The sequence below is a fragment of the Neobacillus sp. K501 genome, assembly GCF_053749995.1.
In genome coordinates this window covers 35,703-50,450 of sequence record NZ_JBSLYA010000002.1, presented here as the reverse complement: position 1 = coordinate 50,450, position 14,748 = coordinate 35,703, and the positions used below count along the sequence as shown (strand labels likewise).

17 protein-coding genes are annotated in these 14,748 nt (G+C 37.1%); 11 read left to right on the top strand and 6 right to left on the bottom strand.

The window, feature by feature from the left end:
- Nucleotides 1-41 precede the first annotated feature (41 nt).
- On the bottom strand, nt 42-185 hold the full coding sequence (sspL, locus tag ACWM35_RS04655; RefSeq protein WP_454815945.1) for a small, acid-soluble spore protein L: 144 nt from the start codon (nt 183-185) through the stop codon (nt 42-44).
- 83 nt (nt 186-268) lie between these two features.
- Between sspL and ACWM35_RS04650 the strand changes: the two genes are divergently transcribed.
- The gene (locus tag ACWM35_RS04650) at nt 269-772 is read left to right on the top strand and encodes a divergent PAP2 family protein (protein WP_454815943.1); all 504 of its coding nucleotides are present in this window, start codon (nt 269-271) and stop codon (nt 770-772) included.
- A 26-nt stretch (nt 773-798) separates the two neighbouring features.
- Nucleotides 799-1,068: a DUF6123 family protein gene (locus tag ACWM35_RS04645; protein ID WP_454815942.1), complete on the top strand. Its 270-nt coding sequence runs from the start codon at nt 799-801 to the stop codon at nt 1,066-1,068.
- 36 nt (nt 1,069-1,104) lie between these two features.
- On the opposite strand, the gene ACWM35_RS04640 is transcribed toward ACWM35_RS04645, so the two are convergent.
- Both ACWM35_RS04640 and ACWM35_RS04635 read right to left on the bottom strand, forming a co-directional pair.
- Nucleotides 1,105-2,025, bottom strand: coding sequence for a DMT family transporter (locus ACWM35_RS04640; RefSeq protein ID WP_454815940.1), 921 nt, complete (start codon nt 2,023-2,025; stop codon nt 1,105-1,107).
- A gap of 6 nt (nt 2,026-2,031) precedes the next feature.
- On the bottom strand, nt 2,032-2,439 hold the full coding sequence (locus ACWM35_RS04635) for a reverse transcriptase-like protein (RefSeq protein WP_454815938.1): 408 nt from the start codon (nt 2,437-2,439) through the stop codon (nt 2,032-2,034).
- A 181-nt stretch (nt 2,440-2,620) separates the two neighbouring features.
- Between ACWM35_RS04635 and ACWM35_RS04630 the strand changes: the two genes are divergently transcribed.
- Nucleotides 2,621-3,274, top strand: a complete 654-nt coding sequence (locus ACWM35_RS04630; protein ID WP_454815936.1) for a ribonuclease H family protein — start codon at nt 2,621-2,623, stop codon at nt 3,272-3,274.
- A gap of 20 nt (nt 3,275-3,294) precedes the next feature.
- Nucleotides 3,295-3,480: a zinc-finger domain-containing protein gene (locus ACWM35_RS04625; RefSeq protein ID WP_454815934.1), complete on the top strand. Its 186-nt coding sequence runs from the start codon at nt 3,295-3,297 to the stop codon at nt 3,478-3,480.
- Between the two features lie 80 nt (nt 3,481-3,560).
- Here the strand turns inward: ACWM35_RS04625 and cspD are convergent, their stop codons facing one another.
- On the bottom strand, nt 3,561-3,761 hold the full coding sequence (gene cspD / locus ACWM35_RS04620) for a cold-shock protein CspD (protein ID WP_026563856.1): 201 nt from the start codon (nt 3,759-3,761) through the stop codon (nt 3,561-3,563).
- A 274-nt stretch (nt 3,762-4,035) separates the two neighbouring features.
- On the opposite strand from cspD, the gene ACWM35_RS04615 reads away from it, so the two are divergent.
- From ACWM35_RS04615 to mntR, 7 genes are all read left to right on the top strand, one after another.
- The gene (locus tag ACWM35_RS04615) at nt 4,036-4,317 is read left to right on the top strand and encodes a hypothetical protein (RefSeq protein ID WP_454815932.1); all 282 of its coding nucleotides are present in this window, start codon (nt 4,036-4,038) and stop codon (nt 4,315-4,317) included.
- Nucleotides 4,318-4,539: 222 nt separating this feature from the next.
- Nucleotides 4,540-5,946: a cytochrome ubiquinol oxidase subunit I gene (locus ACWM35_RS04610; protein WP_454815930.1), complete on the top strand. Its 1,407-nt coding sequence runs from the start codon at nt 4,540-4,542 to the stop codon at nt 5,944-5,946.
- A 1-nt stretch (nt 5,947) separates the two neighbouring features.
- The gene (gene cydB, locus ACWM35_RS04605; protein ID WP_454815929.1) at nt 5,948-6,961 is read left to right on the top strand and encodes a cytochrome d ubiquinol oxidase subunit II; all 1,014 of its coding nucleotides are present in this window, start codon (nt 5,948-5,950) and stop codon (nt 6,959-6,961) included.
- Nucleotides 6,961-8,676, top strand: a complete 1,716-nt coding sequence (gene cydD / locus ACWM35_RS04600; protein WP_454815928.1) for a thiol reductant ABC exporter subunit CydD — start codon at nt 6,961-6,963, stop codon at nt 8,674-8,676. Before cydB ends, cydD begins: the two co-directional genes overlap by 1 nt.
- Nucleotides 8,676-10,400 (top strand): thiol reductant ABC exporter subunit CydC, encoded by a 1,725-nt coding sequence (gene cydC / locus ACWM35_RS04595; RefSeq protein ID WP_454815926.1) that lies wholly within the window; start codon nt 8,676-8,678, stop codon nt 10,398-10,400. The genes cydD and cydC overlap by 1 nt, the downstream gene beginning before the upstream one ends.
- A gap of 103 nt (nt 10,401-10,503) precedes the next feature.
- Nucleotides 10,504-12,669 (top strand): DNA topoisomerase III, encoded by a 2,166-nt coding sequence (locus tag ACWM35_RS04590; RefSeq protein ID WP_454815924.1) that lies wholly within the window; start codon nt 10,504-10,506, stop codon nt 12,667-12,669.
- 84 nt (nt 12,670-12,753) lie between these two features.
- On the top strand, nt 12,754-13,176 hold the full coding sequence (gene mntR / locus ACWM35_RS04585) for a transcriptional regulator MntR (protein ID WP_454815922.1): 423 nt from the start codon (nt 12,754-12,756) through the stop codon (nt 13,174-13,176).
- A gap of 193 nt (nt 13,177-13,369) precedes the next feature.
- On the opposite strand, the gene ACWM35_RS04580 is transcribed toward mntR, so the two are convergent.
- Complete coding sequence (locus tag ACWM35_RS04580; RefSeq protein ID WP_454815920.1) at nt 13,370-13,582, bottom strand: DUF3892 domain-containing protein; 213 nt, start codon at nt 13,580-13,582, stop codon at nt 13,370-13,372.
- 120 nt (nt 13,583-13,702) lie between these two features.
- Nucleotides 13,703-14,611, bottom strand: coding sequence for a homoserine O-acetyltransferase MetA (metA, locus tag ACWM35_RS04575; protein ID WP_454815919.1), 909 nt, complete (start codon nt 14,609-14,611; stop codon nt 13,703-13,705).
- Nucleotides 14,612-14,748: the final 137 nt, after the last annotated feature.

Sequence of the window (14,748 nt, the reverse complement as noted above, 5' to 3'; positions counted from 1 at the left end):
GCCTAGCCGCACCGCCGAAGGGCGACTAGGTATCTCGATTTTTATTTAGTATTTTTCTTTTTAGCCGCATTTTCTAATTTACTTTTCGGCTCTTCTGCAAATTCTGCATCTTGACCATATCCTTGTGGATTAACTCCCGGAGCTTTTACTCCCCGGTTAGTTTGACGATTTTTATTTCTTCCCATTTCGTTCACCTCCCATTTTTTAGTGTTTCCATTTGGAATAATAAAACTCAGGCTTTCTCACAATAATGGGTAGAGGTGATGAAATGAATAAAGGTGTTTATTTGTCCTTATTTAGCATAGGATTAGCACAAGGCATGAAAATTCCGATTCATTATATGAAAAAAAAGGAATGGCGTCCTGACCTTTTTTTTCAAACAGGGGGTATGCCCAGCTCCCATTCAGCTGGAGTTTCAACCCTAACTACCTATATTGCCTTACAGCGGGGACTTCCAACCTTTGATTTTGCACTCTCGTTAGTTTATGGGTTAATTGTCATGTATGATGCACAGGGAATACGCCGACAAACTGGAGAATTAACCTTGAAAGTAAATTCGATGCATGAATTAATTGAGAAAGTTCATAAAGAAGAAAGCGTAGAATTTAAGCAGGAAGCACCAAAAAAACTAAAAGAAATGCTTGGCCACCAGCCTGAAGAAGTACTAGGAGGTGCTATTCTTGGTGCTTTGGTTGGGGTTATTGGTCATTTATGTTCAGAAAAAGATAGAAAATTGTCGAATTCTAGGTTAAAATTTAATAAATGGTTTTAGTTTGGCTGGAGAGGAATGGGGATTCAGTGCGTACTGTAGATGAATATTTGCATTACTTGGAAGGAAAAGGTTTTCAATTCCAAGAGGATTCGATCGGTTTTATTTACTTCGGAAAACATTATACCAATGCTTCCGATGAAGTGATTAATGCAGCTATAGAACTTACATTAAAAGCTCAAAAAAGCTTTGATGGCAGCTTTTATATGTCTTTGCTGGAAACCTTAGTTTCAAGTCAAATAAAATCAAGAAATGCGGCCCTTAAATTCGTCAAAGAAAGAGAATTATTGGCCATTTAAACAAAAATACTCCCAAGTCCAATGGGAGTATTTTTGTTAGCCTTGCAAACCTTTACCCTTATTAAGAAGTGGTATTTTTCTTGTTGGAAGCTCGGCGAAGATCATTCCCGCAATAATTAAGAAACAACCGAATAGTGCACTATAAGATAATCGTTCATCTGCCCAATAAAAGCCAGTTATTGCTGCAAATACTGGTTCCATAGCGAATATTAACGCGACCCGAGTGGCTGTTGTATATTTTTGAAAATTAGTTTGAATTAGAAACGCCAATGCTGTGGCAAACAAACTTGTAATAATTAATGCAATCATGACATCACCTGCTATTAATACTTCTAAATTGTAAGCATTTTGCCAATCCTCAAATAGGAATGAGCAGACAATCGAGAGAAACGCAACCGTTGAAATTTGAATGACGGTTAATAATAATGTCGGAAACCTGCTTGAAAACTTACCAGTAAAAATGATTTGAAGGGCAAAACTCACCGCACATATAAAAACAAAGCCATCGCCAATATTAAGTGCCGTTACATCGGTCATCGTTAGTAGGAACAAACCGATTGTTGCCGTTATCACCCCGATGATGGCATTTCTAGTTGGAAAAAGCTTTAACAAAAACATGGAAAACAATGGGACAAAAACGACGCTTAATCCAGTAATAAACCCTGCCTTCGAGGTGGTCGTATATAGAAGGCCAATCGTTTGGGATGCATAGCCAAGGAATAGCCAAAAGCCAATAAATACACCTGAAAAAATTATCTTCCGATCTAATAAACGAAGCTGCTTTCTTTCAAAAATAAATAACCATATCAATAACATGACCGCTGCAGCAAAAAAACGAATTCCATTAAAGGAGAATGGTTCTAAAAAACCAATCGCATTTTGTACGAGTAAAAAAGTGGTGCCCCAGATTAAGGTAACAAAAAGTAAACTTATATCAGCAACAAAAGGCTTTTTCATATTGGGTTACTCTGCCTCCAATGTATTTTTTCTAATGGCGAGTCGAGCCAATTCATCGGCTGTTTTGTTTTCTTTACTCGGAATCCATTTCATAAAAAATAAATCAAATTGCTTCGTCAAATCTAACGCCTTTTCAAGCAGAGGTGAATATTGCTTATTTTTAGCAAATTCCTTTTCTACCGCTCTATTTACTAATTCCGAATCAGTTCGAAATGATACAATAGTATGTGAAAATCCCTTTTCTAAACAAACTTCTAAAGCTTTTATAAACGCATGGTATTCTGCTTCGTGATTGGACATTATCCCAAGCGGAATAGAGATTTGTTCTGTGATTCCATTACCTTTAATGAAAATTCCGGCCCCGCTCGGTCCGGGATTTCCAGCACTTGCCCCGTCAATATAGACTTCAATCAACTTCCGTACCTCCATTTTGTAAATTGAAAGTTTATTTTATTTTACCACATTCATACAAGAAAATAATTTTTTCTATTTCTACTATGGCTAAACTGGGTATGATAAGAATAAAGATCAAAACATAATATAGTAGAGCGATAAAAAAATAATAGTTCGAAAATGTCTAGAGAGGTTGAAAAAGATGAAATATCGGATTGAGTGGAATTATAAAATCGGTAGTGAAAAAGTACAGTTTACATCAGATTGGCTATCAAGTGATTTAGCGATCCAAGCAGGAGATGAACTTGAGAAGTTGGGGAAAGCAAGCGACTTGTACTTTTATGATGAAAAAGGTACTTCGTGGATCTTGAAAGAGATGAAAAAGCTAGTAACCGAAATTGAAGAGGATCCTCATGAAATTACCGTCTATTTTGATGGTGGCTTTCACAAAGAAACGAATCAAGCAGGACTTGGTGCCGTCATTTTTTTTAAGCAGGGGAAAAAGAAATACAGAATTCGAGCCAATGAACGGTTTGATGAAATGGAAACGAACAATGAAGCAGAATATGCAGCCTTTTACTATGCATTAAATATATTAGAGGAATTAGGAGTTCATCATCTCCCTTGTGAATTTAAAGGAGATTCCCAAGTTGTTCTTAAGCAGTTAGAAGGGGAATGGCCATGCTATGAAGATGTCCTTAACCGCTGGCTTGACCGGATTGAGGAAAAGATAAAGGCACTTTCCCTTACACCAAAATACACAGCCATTTCCAGGAAGGATAATAAAGAGGCAGACAAATTAGCAACGCAGGCGTTAGAAGGGAAAGAGATTTTCGCTAAAACGCAAATTCTTTAGGTATAGGAGGCAGAAATTTTGTGAAGAATTCGAATAGAAAAGAACTGTTAAATTATGTTGAATCCTTAATGGTACAATACTGCAATGGCTGCCTTTTACATCAGCATTTTAAACAGGAGGGCGGTAGGAGGTTTGCACATCGGTTTTGTATTTCAAAATGTACCGTGGGAGAGAAGTTACAGGATTACGGAAAAAAGCTGACATGATAACGGCTCTACATTAAAGAATTCTTCACGAAAAAGGCTGACAATTCATGTCAGCCTTTGATAAGTCATTATGATTTAAATTATAGTTTTACAACGTTAGCAGCTTGTGGTCCGCGGTTTCCTTCAACGATTTCGAAAGAAACTTCTTGACCTTCTTCTAAAGACTTGAAGCCTTCGCCAGTGATAGCGCTGAAGTGTACGAATACATCGTCTCCACCTTCAACTTCGATGAACCCGAAACCTTTTTCATTGTTGAACCATTTTACTTTACCGTTTTGCATCTACTATTTCCTCCTAAGCCTTTCGAAACACTGTATAAGTGCCAAAGATAAATATTATCATGTATAACGTATGTATAATTTTTAAACTTTACAAAATAATACATGATGCTTTAAATATACACGAAGAAAATAGGTCAGTCAAGGAATGGAAGCGCTTTTTTAGTGCTTAAATCATAATTATTGGAAAATAAAATTGAAATTGATAATTCTCTGGAAACATAAATTTATGGAAGACTCATATCTTAATATAAATTGAGATAAAGGGTGAGGAGAGATGTACCGGTTTTCAATTAAGGGAGAGGAATGGATCTTAAGGTTCTCACCACAGGTCTTCATTGAAGCGGAGGAGAAACAGGAGATTTTAATGTCTTTAATGCAAATCGGAAATGCTTTATCGTCTTACTCACATGGAGATGCCTTTCTTATATTTACAAAAAAGATTGGAGCAATCGTTTTTGATGTTCAAAGGATCCCATCATTTATCTTAACCGTTTCAAATATTATTCCTGAGGAAAATTGGTATTATTTTGATTCATCACTTAGAAAATCAAAATAAAAATAGGATGGATAGAACAGTCATAATGGCTGTTCTATTTTTGTCACATTTTTGTCAAAAACCACCTGAGTATTTCTGGTATTATTTGTTAAGATTTAATTGAAGATATTATTAATTGATAATTATTATTAACAATATAAAAATAGGGGGAAATAATGAAAACAAAACGTTATTATTGTGAAATATTGAGCATTAGGAATTGAATTTTGAGGAGGTAATACCGTGGATGCAGTAATCTTGGCAAGAGCTCAATTTGCCGCAACAACCATCTTCCACTTCTTTTTTGTCCCACTTTCTATCGGGCTGGTCTTTATGGTTGCCTTAATGGAAACGCTGTATGTGGTGAAGAAGAAAGAGATTTACAAAAAAATGGCGAAATTCTGGGGGCATCTTTTCTTAATTAACTTTGCCGTCGGTGTTGTAACAGGAATTATTCAAGAATTTCAGTTTGGGATGAATTGGTCCGATTATTCAAGATTTGTTGGCGATGTTTTTGGAGCACCACTAGCTATTGAAGCACTGCTCGCCTTTTTTATGGAATCAACCTTTATTGGACTATGGATTTTTGGCTGGGATCGGCTTTCAAAAAAAGTTCATTTAGCTTGTATTTGGCTAGTGTCATTAGGAACAATATTGTCGGGCTTTTGGATATTAACAGCTAATTCATTTATGCAGGTCCCGGTTGGATTTGAAATGAACAATGGTCGTGCAGAAATGAATGATTTTCTCGCATTAATTACGAACGGACAATTACTAGTGGAATTTCCACATGTTTTTACTGGTGCATTGTGTACAGCTGCCTTTTTTGTTGCCGGTATAAGTGCTTATAATCTATTAAAGAAAAGACATGTTGATTTTTATGAAAGGTCAATGAGACTGGCAATGATTATTGGATTAATCGGTAGTATTGGAACAGCTTTAAGTGGCCACTGGCAGGCACAATATTTAGTGAAAACACAGCCCATGAAAATGGCCGCAGCCGAAGGAATTTGGAAGGACACACCTGACCCAGCGCCTTGGTCAATATTTGCTACTATTAACACTGAGGCACAGGAGAATACGTTTGAGTTGAATATTCCCTATGCATTAAGCTTTTTATCTTATTCAAAATTTGAAGGCGGCCTGAAAGGGATGGAAACGCTGCAAAAGGAATATACGGAAAAATACGATTCTATAGTTGGTGATGGTACCAACTATATACCTCCTGTCAAAACGACCTATTGGAGTTTTCGCTTAATGATTGGCTTTGGTACCGCAATGATTCTGCTATCAATTGTTGGCATTTATTTATGGAGAAAAAGAAAGATTGAACATAGCAGCTTATTCTTAAAATTATTGATTCCTGCCATTTCATTTCCGTTTTTGGCCAATACCTTTGGCTGGATCATGACGGAGATAGGACGTCAGCCTTGGACAGTTTTTGGTTTAATGACTACTGCTGATGCGATTTCTCCAAATGTCTCAGCTGGGATGATATTATTTTCAATGATTATGTATCTATTAATTTTCACCATACTTTTAGTGGTCATGGTTTACCTAATGATTCGTGAAATTAAAAAGGGTCCGGAACTCCAATCCAAAGGTGCAGCAAAATCAATAACAGATCCATTTAATAAGGTAGGTGCTTAAGATGGAATTATCAGAACTATGGTTTGTCTTAATCGCCGTAGTCTTTATTGGTTTCTTTTTTCTAGAAGGATTTGATTTTGGTGTGGGTATATCAACAAGATTACTAGCACGATCCCAAAAGGATCGGACGATTATGGTAAATACAATCGGTCCTTTCTGGGATGCAAATGAGGTATGGCTTCTGACTGGGGGTGGTGCCATTTTCGCTGCATTCCCTCATTGGTATGCAACGATGTTCAGTGGCTATTATTTACCTTTGCTGGCTGTTCTTCTTTGCTTAATTGGACGTGGGGTTGCCTTTGAATTTCGCCGTAAAGTGGATAATCCCCGCTGGACTAATGTTTGGGATTGGGTAATATTTATCAGCAGCTTGCTTCCGCCATTCCTCTTAGGTGTACTTTTTACTAGTTTGCTTAGAGGTATGCCGATACAAGAGGATATGAATATGTCTGCTGGATTTACAGATTTTATTAATATATATTCCCTATGGGGAGGCTTAACCGTTACCTTGCTTTGCTTCTTACATGGGCTCAATTTCCTTTCCCTAAAAACAGAAGGAGAAATTCGTAAAAATTCTGCGGTGCTTGCCCAAAAGGTAACTTTGGCTGTTCTAGGAGCATTAGTTGTTTTTGTTGGATTGTCAGTAATCATGACCGATATTTTTGAAGTTCGTTTCATCGCAGAAATCGTTTTAGTTTCCCTGATCGTCCTTACTTACGCTCTCGCCTATTACTTTATATCACATAAAAAAGAGGGGCTATCTTTTACAATGTCGGGACTTGGTTTAGCATTTACTGTTTCAGCTATCTTTATAGGTTTGTTCCCGAGAGTGATGATAAGTAGCATTGATAAAGCCTTTGATTTAACAGTCTACAACGCAGCAAGCGGAGACTATTCGCTAAAAATCATGACGATTGTCGCCGTTTCAATCCTGCCGTTTGTATTAGGTTATACAATATGGAGTTACTATATTTTTAGAAAAAGAGTATCTGATAAGGAGCATTTGACTTACTAATGGACAAGGCATTGTTTTCTTATAAAGGGGCTATGCAGGTTTTGATTAGGCTAGCTGTTCTAACAGCTATGCAAGGAGTCATGATTATTCTACAAGCCTATTTTTTAGCCGAAGCAATCTCCTCCCTTTTTGGGGGAGATTTGTTTCGTACGGTTATAAAAGAATTGTTACTATTCTTTTTCGCACTCGTATTTCGCCAATTGTTAGTAGGATTTAAGAGAAATCTTGCTTTCCAATACGCAGTGATTACAACAAAAGAACTCCGTCAGAAGCTTCTAAATAAGCTTTTTACACTGGGGCATCGATTTGTGCGCGAAGAAGGATCTGGACAGACTGTAACCTTGGTGATGGAGGGAACAAATAAGTTTCGGCAGTATTTGGAGCTTTATCTACCTAAAATAATGAATGCTGCTTTGATTCCTGCTATGGTTTGTTTCTATATTTTCTTTGAAAATATTCGTTCAGCCGTTATTTTGTTAGTAACATTTCCAATTGTCATTATCTTTATGATTCTTTTGGGAAAAGCGGCGAAAAGTAAAGCTGATCGCCAATACCGATCCTATCAGCTGCTTTCCAATCATTTTGTGGATTCTTTAAGAGGATTGGAAACGCTCAAGTATTTAGGTTTGAGCAAAAGTCATAGTGAAAAAATAACGATTGTTAGCGAAAGCTACAGAAAAGCGACAATCGAAACTCTTCGTATCGCCTTTTTATCCTCGTTTGCTTTAGATTTCTTTACAATGCTGTCAATTGCAACGGTTGCTGTTTTTCTAGGGCTAGGGTTAATTAATGGAACAATGGAACTTTCATCTGCGTTAGTTATCCTTATTTTAGCACCTGAATTCTTTCTTCCTGTTCGGGAGGCAGGGAAAGATTATCACGCAACACTTGATGGTAAAAATGTCGGCAAAAAGATTCAAAAAATATTAAATATAGATCATGTGATAGAAGATAACAAAACTATTCTTTCATATGAACCAATAGGCTGCATGTCTGTAAAAGGAATGGGAGTTAAATTTGCAGAAACTGATAATTATAGTTTGCAGGACATTAATTTCACTTGTACAGGCTCTAAAAAAATTGGCATTATCGGTGCCAGTGGATCGGGAAAGTCGACCTTCATTGATGTAATGAGCGGTTTTTTAACACCCTCAAATGGAGAATTTCTCATAAATGACATAAAGGTAAATACGTTGGCTTATAGATCATGGCAGGAACAAATAAACTATATTCCTCAGCATCCATATTTGTTTAACGACACAATCTTAAATAATATCCGCTTTTATTACCGAGAGGCCTCTGAACAAGAAGTTGAAGAAGCTGCAAGGAAAGCGGGGCTTACGGGTATAATTGAAGCCTTGCCAGAAGGGCTGCAAACAATAATTGGTGAAGGTGGGCGGATTTTAAGTGGTGGTCAGGAACAGCGAATTGCCTTAGCTAGAGCATTTTTGGGACAACGCAAGATCATTCTACTGGATGAACCAACTGCCCATCTCGATATCGAAACCGAAGCAGAGTTAAAAGGAACGATGCTGCAATTATTTGAAAATAAACTTGTGTTTTTTGCTACCCATCGTCTGCATTGGATGCTTGATATGGACCAAATTATTGTTCTTGACCGAGGGAAACTTGTTGAGACTGGTACACATAAAGAGTTAATCGCTCAGCGTGGAAGCTACTATCAACTAGTACATGCGCAATTGGAGGCGATCTGATGAAAAAGGGAAATTGGATAATCCCGTTTTTATCTCAATATCGGTGGTTATGCTTCCTCACCATCCTTCTTGGTTTACTGACGTTATTATTCGGCAGCGCCTTGATGTTTACCTCAGGCTATCTTATCTCAAAATCTGCTACACAGCCTGAATCAATATTAATGGTTTATGTTCCGATTGTAGGGGTTCGAACCTTTGGCATTGGCCGGGCAGTGCTTAGTTATTTAGAAAGATTAACCGGTCACAGTTTTATTTTGAAGATACTCTCACAGATGCGGCTGCACTTATATAATGTTCTTGAACCACAAGCGCTATCATTTCGTGAGCGCTTTCGGACAGGAGATATCCTGGGAGTACTTGCAGATGATATTGAACATCTACAGGATTTTTATTTAAAAACTTTACTACCCTCCATCGTTTCCTTAATTATTTATTCGATCATCATTAGTATCACAGGACTTTTCTCTATACCATTTGCGATTCTATTAGCCATCCTAATTGGCTTACTTGTCTTTGTTGGTCCGTTTTTCTCATTTTTTTATGTAAAAGCAAAAAATGAAGAATTGAAAAAGGGTAGACATAACCTCTATCGTCAGTTGACTGATACGATTTTTGGAATTAGTGATTGGAATTTCAGTGGTCATTATCCTGTTTTTATTCAGCACCACGGACAACAAGAAGATAGACTTTTACAGCTTGAGACGGAGAAACATTTTTTTGTGAATTGGCGCGATCTGTTTAATCAACTTGTGGTTGGAGCAATTGTCATCTTTTCAATCTATTGGGCAAATGGTATGACGTTAAAAGGTATTATCGAGCCAACATTTATTGCTGCTATTGGACTTGTCATGCTATCGATGTTGGAAACCTTTTTACCGCTTGCTGAGGCTGTTAGTGAAACGACTACTTATATCGATTCGGTAAAACGCCTTGATTCAATTCCAGTCATCCAGACTAAAAAAGACAGAGAAATTTTTGATTTGGCAGATCAAAGGAATATATCAATTAAAATTAGTAATTTATCATTTGGATATCCTGAGGATTTATTGTTCAATGGAATGAATTTAAAGATTCCTCAAGGGGAAAAAATTGCGATTATTGGGCGCAGCGGCTCGGGTAAGTCAACACTATTAAAGCTTATTTATGGTACAATCATGCCGGCAAATGGGGAAGTTAGAATTGCAGGAATAAATACACAAGAACTTACTGGGTACATGCCGAATTTAATCGGTGTTCTAAACCAAAAACCCTACCTTTTTAATACTTCAGTGTTAAATAATATCCGCTTGGGAAATTCAAATGCAACGGACGAAGATGTATATGCGGCTGCAAAAAAGGTTCGATTGGGTTCTACGATTCAACAACTTCCCTTAGGTTATGAAACAATTATGCAGGAAACTGGTCAGCGTTTTTCCGGCGGGGAGCGGCAGCGAATTGCCCTCGCACGGATATTACTCCAAAATACACCTGTGGTTTTATTGGATGAACCGACTGTAGGACTTGACCCAAAAATCGAGATTGAACTATTGGAGACTATGTTTGAAACGCTGCAAGGAAAAACGATTATTTGGGTAACACACCACTTAATCGGTGTTGAGAAAATGGATCGTATCATTTTCCTTGATCAAGGCAAAATCGTAATGGAAGGAAACCATCAACAGCTTCTTGAAAAGGAATCAAGATATCGAAGATTGTATTCACTCGATCGACCGTTGTTAGGGTAAGATAGATGGCATCCTGAAAACGGGTGCCAATTTTTTTATCTTTACGAAAGAGAAACAAAGTGGGAAAATGAATCCGGAATGCTTTTATAAAGGAGCAATCATGATGAAATTAATTATTGCCGAAAAACCTGATCAAGGATCCACATTGGCTTCGATATTTAAACATAAAAAACAAAATGGTTATATTGAAATATTTCCAAATGAAATATTTACAAACGGAGCCTATGTAACTTGGGCAATCGGCCACCTTTGTCAGCTCGTTGATCCGGAAAAATACGAGCCTGCTTGGAAAAAATGGTCCTTAGAAAATCTGCCAATGATCCCTCAACAATTTCAATATGAAGTAACAAAGGATAAGGTAAAACAGTTTTCAGTGATTCAAAAACTAGTTACCAATCCGGCAGTAAATGAAATCATTCACGCAGGGGATGCTGGGCGTGAAGGGGAATTAATCATCCGTAATATTCTTCGCTTAACAAACTGCAAAAAGCCGATGAAACGTCTTTGGATTTCTTCCTTAACTGCTAATGCCATCCGCGAAGGTTTTATTAAATTATTAGATGAAACAGATACAAGAAATTTATATTTTGAGGCATATACGCGTGCTTGTGCAGATTGGGTGGTCGGCATGAATGCATCAAGACTATACAGTTTGCTTTTACAGAAGCAAGGTTTTTCTGATGTTTTTTCAGTAGGTAGGGTTCAGACTCCGACTCTAGCACTTATAGTGAAAAGAGAGTTAGAAATTGAAAATTTCAAGGCTGAACCTTTTTGGGAAGTCATTGCCCATTTTAATATAGAAGGAAAGAAATATAGTGGTAAATGGCAAAATGATGGAGAATCTCGAGTAAAACAAAAAGAAATGGCTGAAAAAGTGGCAGCGTTTTGCCAAGAAAAGCCAGCTGAGGTAGAAGATGTTCAATCGGAGAGAAAAGAGTTTTTACCTCCCTTGCTATACAATCTTTCTACCTTACAGGCAGAAGCAAATAAACGATATAAATTCCCACCGAAAAAGACACTCGATGTCTTGCAAAAGCTTTACCAAAAGGGAAATGTTTCCTATCCCCGATCAGACTCAAGGTACGTAACAAAAGAAGAGGCAAAAACCTTTCCTGATATACTTAATAAATTGAGTCATATAACGGACTATGAAAAATTTTTCCCGCTGCCTATTCCTTTACTTATGGACAATAAACGCTATGTCAACGAAAAGAAGGTAACAGACCACTATGCGATTATTCCAACTGAGCAAGTACCGAATATAGCTAAACTAGATGCGGATGAAAAGAAACTATATGATTTAATCGTTGCAAGTTTAATAGCAGCCCATTATCCAAAAGCTATCGCAGAATATACAAATGTGACAACTCTAGTAGATGGCCGGGCTGTTTTTCAATCAAAGGGAAAGGTTCAGATCGAGGAAGGCTGGCGGAAAGTGATAAATCAAAAGGAGCAAGATGGGGAGACTTCGCTTCCAGTTCTAGCAAAAGGAGAACAGGGCCGGACAGTAAAAGTTGCCGTTAAAGAAAGTCAGACTCAGCCTCCAAAACGCTATACGGAGGGACAACTTATCACGTTAATGAAAACCGCAGGAAAACACATCGAGGATAAAGAACTTGAGAAGGTACTTTCAAAAACAGAAGGACTTGGTACAGAGGCAACCAGAGCAGGAATTATCACGATGTTGAAGGATAGAAAATATATTGAGGTAACAAAGAATCTCGTATATGCAACAGCAAAGGCTAAAATATTGATAGAAGCAATCGGTCAGGAAATTCTCGCCTCACCGGAAATGACAGCAAAATGGGAACAAAAATTAAAGGAAATTTCTGAAGGAATGGCTTCCCCAAAACATTTTATGGAGCAGGCGAATAAAATGGTCACGCATTTAATTTCTTCCGGGGTTGGACACTCAGGCAGTTGGATTTTTTCAGAGGATATTCGCGAAAACTTTACTCCAGGTAAGCGGAAAGGGATGAAATCAGCGACTAAATTAGGACCATGTAAAAAATGTAATGGAGCGATTGTCGATAAGGGGAGTTTTTATGGCTGCTCTAACTACCAAAAAAATCAGTGTGATTTTACCATTTCAAAGAAAATTCTGGGTAAAAACATTACGCAAAAAAACATTAAATTACTTCTTGTTGAGGGTAAAACAGAGTTGATTGAAGGTTTCACGAATAAGGACAAAACCTTTAATGCAAGGCTTTATTATGATGACAAAGAAATAAAAGTTAAATTTTTATTTGAAGAAAAATCACCAAGATGATTAGGAATAAAGATATAATTCACCTTGTCACTCCTTTTTTTCTATAGTAAACTTTTAGTTGATTATGATTTTGGAGGGTACGGGATGCCAACACCGAGTATGGAAGATTATATTGAACAAATATATATGCTGATAGAAGAAAAAGGATATGCGCGTGTTTCTGATATTGCGGAAGCGTTATCTGTTCATCCCTCCTCAGTAACAAAAATGGTTCAAAAGCTAGATAAAGACGAATATTTAGTGTATGAAAAATATAGAGGTTTTACTTTAACTCCAAAAGGAAATAAAATAGGTAAACGCCTAGTTTTTAGACATGATTTGCTAGAGCAGTTCTTAAAAATCATAGGTGTAAAAGAAGAAAATATCTATCAAGATGTGGAAGGAATCGAGCATCACTTAAGCTGGGATTCAATCGATCGAATCGTTGATCTCGTTCAATTTTTTCAAGAGGATGAAGATCGAATTGCATCATTAAAAGAAATTCAAAAACTAAATGAACAAGAATAAAGTGAAACTTCAATCAGTGGGGGTTTTTCTTCATCCCCCACTGATTGTTAGTTGAACCTATCGGGCTTTTACGGGCAGTTATCCCCTAGACTTCTTTGCTATTACTTAAGTTTTGAGGTGGGGGTCTTACTGCCCGTTAATGCGGGATAAATTGTAAAGCAAAAGCACCTGGCATGATACAGCCAGGTGCTTTTTAAAATAGATTTGGGAAGTGTGCAAAAGACTGAACCTGCTCAGGGCTAAGAATTAAATTTCCTGTTTGATCTTCTGCAGGCTGTATGCCTTGAATTAATCCGCTCTGTGCTTCCATTAACGCTTTCCGATAAGAAATGATTCTTCCTGATGATGTGACAAAACTGATAATTTCACCATGATGATTACGATGTAGTGCTACGACTGTTTCCAAAACAATTCCCCCTTCTGCCAAATATTCTTTCTATAAAATACGGAAAATAAACAAAAAGGGAATATCAATTAGTGAAAGAAAATCAAAAAAGCATTAGGAACACACCCAATGCTTTTCAGATTAGTCCCATTTAAATGGGGTTTCTTGATATACATAATAATTAAGCCAATTGGAGAAGAATAAATGGCCGTGAGAACGCCATCGATTAATCGGGGGTTTACTCGGGTCATTATTTGGAAAATAGTTTTCAGGAATATGGATTTCCAAACCTTTATGAATATCTCTCGAATATTCTTGTGCTAGCGAATCAGAATCATATTCTAAGTGGCCAGTAATCATAACATGTTTTCGATCACGAGAGGAAATTAACAATGCTCCTGCTTCTTCAGAAGCAGCCAATAGCTTTAGCTTTGGATGTTCATGGATTTCTCCAATGGAAACATCTGTATAACGAGAATGGGGAGCGTAAAAAAGATCGTCAAAACCACGCAAAAGGATGTCATTTGGCTCAAACACTTGGTGTGCATAAATTCCTGAACATTTACGCGCTAGTTCAAATTTATCAATCTCATAATGATAAAATAAGGCTGCCTGTGCTCCCCAGCAAATATGGAGCGTGGAGGTAACATTTGTATTCGTCCATTCCATTATTTCCGTCAGCTCTTGCCAATATTTTACCTGTTCAAATTGTAATAACTCAACAGGAGCACCGGTAATGATCATACCATCAAACTTTTGCGTTTTTACTTCTGAAAAAGTCGTATAAAATTGTTCAAGATGCTGTTTACTCGTATGAGTAGATTCATAAGAATTGGTTTTTAGGAATTTTACATTTACCTGTAGCGGTGTATTCCCTAATTGTCGAAGCAGTTGTGTTTCTGCTTTTTCTTTTTCAGGCATTAAATTTAAGATGAGAATATTTAATGGTCTAATGTCCTGACTAGTTGCTCGTTCGTCGTCCATGACGAAAATATTCTCTTGTTCAAGGATTTCCCTTGCTGGCAGAAGCTTTGGTATATTGATAGGCAAGTGGCACTCCCCCTTCATGTCATTTGAATGAGTTTGTTTTTTTAATATTCGGTCATTAACATTATAAACATTATCCTAAGTTGAGAAAAGAATAATTTTCCGTGAGAAAAAATACACGAACGAAAGAGCTATTTTGG

Coding starts and splice junctions, on each gene's coding strand:
- cydD (WP_454815928.1), top strand. CDS start 6,961: ATGGACAAGGCATTGTTTTCTTATAAAGGGGCTATGCAGGTTTTGATT.
- ACWM35_RS04650 (WP_454815943.1), top strand. CDS start 269: ATGAATAAAGGTGTTTATTTGTCCTTATTTAGCATAGGATTAGCACAA.
- ACWM35_RS04630 (WP_454815936.1), top strand. CDS start 2,621: ATGAAATATCGGATTGAGTGGAATTATAAAATCGGTAGTGAAAAAGTA.
- ACWM35_RS04590 (WP_454815924.1), top strand. CDS start 10,504: ATGAAATTAATTATTGCCGAAAAACCTGATCAAGGATCCACATTGGCT.
- mntR (WP_454815922.1), top strand. CDS start 12,754: ATGCCAACACCGAGTATGGAAGATTATATTGAACAAATATATATGCTG.
- ACWM35_RS04640 (WP_454815940.1), bottom strand. CDS start 2,025: ATGAAAAAGCCTTTTGTTGCTGATATAAGTTTACTTTTTGTTACCTTA.
- cydC (WP_454815926.1), top strand. CDS start 8,676: ATGAAAAAGGGAAATTGGATAATCCCGTTTTTATCTCAATATCGGTGG.
- ACWM35_RS04615 (WP_454815932.1), top strand. CDS start 4,036: ATGTACCGGTTTTCAATTAAGGGAGAGGAATGGATCTTAAGGTTCTCA.
- cydB (WP_454815929.1), top strand. CDS start 5,948: ATGGAATTATCAGAACTATGGTTTGTCTTAATCGCCGTAGTCTTTATT.
- sspL (WP_454815945.1), bottom strand. CDS start 185: ATGGGAAGAAATAAAAATCGTCAAACTAACCGGGGAGTAAAAGCTCCG.
- cspD (WP_026563856.1), bottom strand. CDS start 3,761: ATGCAAAACGGTAAAGTAAAATGGTTCAACAATGAAAAAGGTTTCGGG.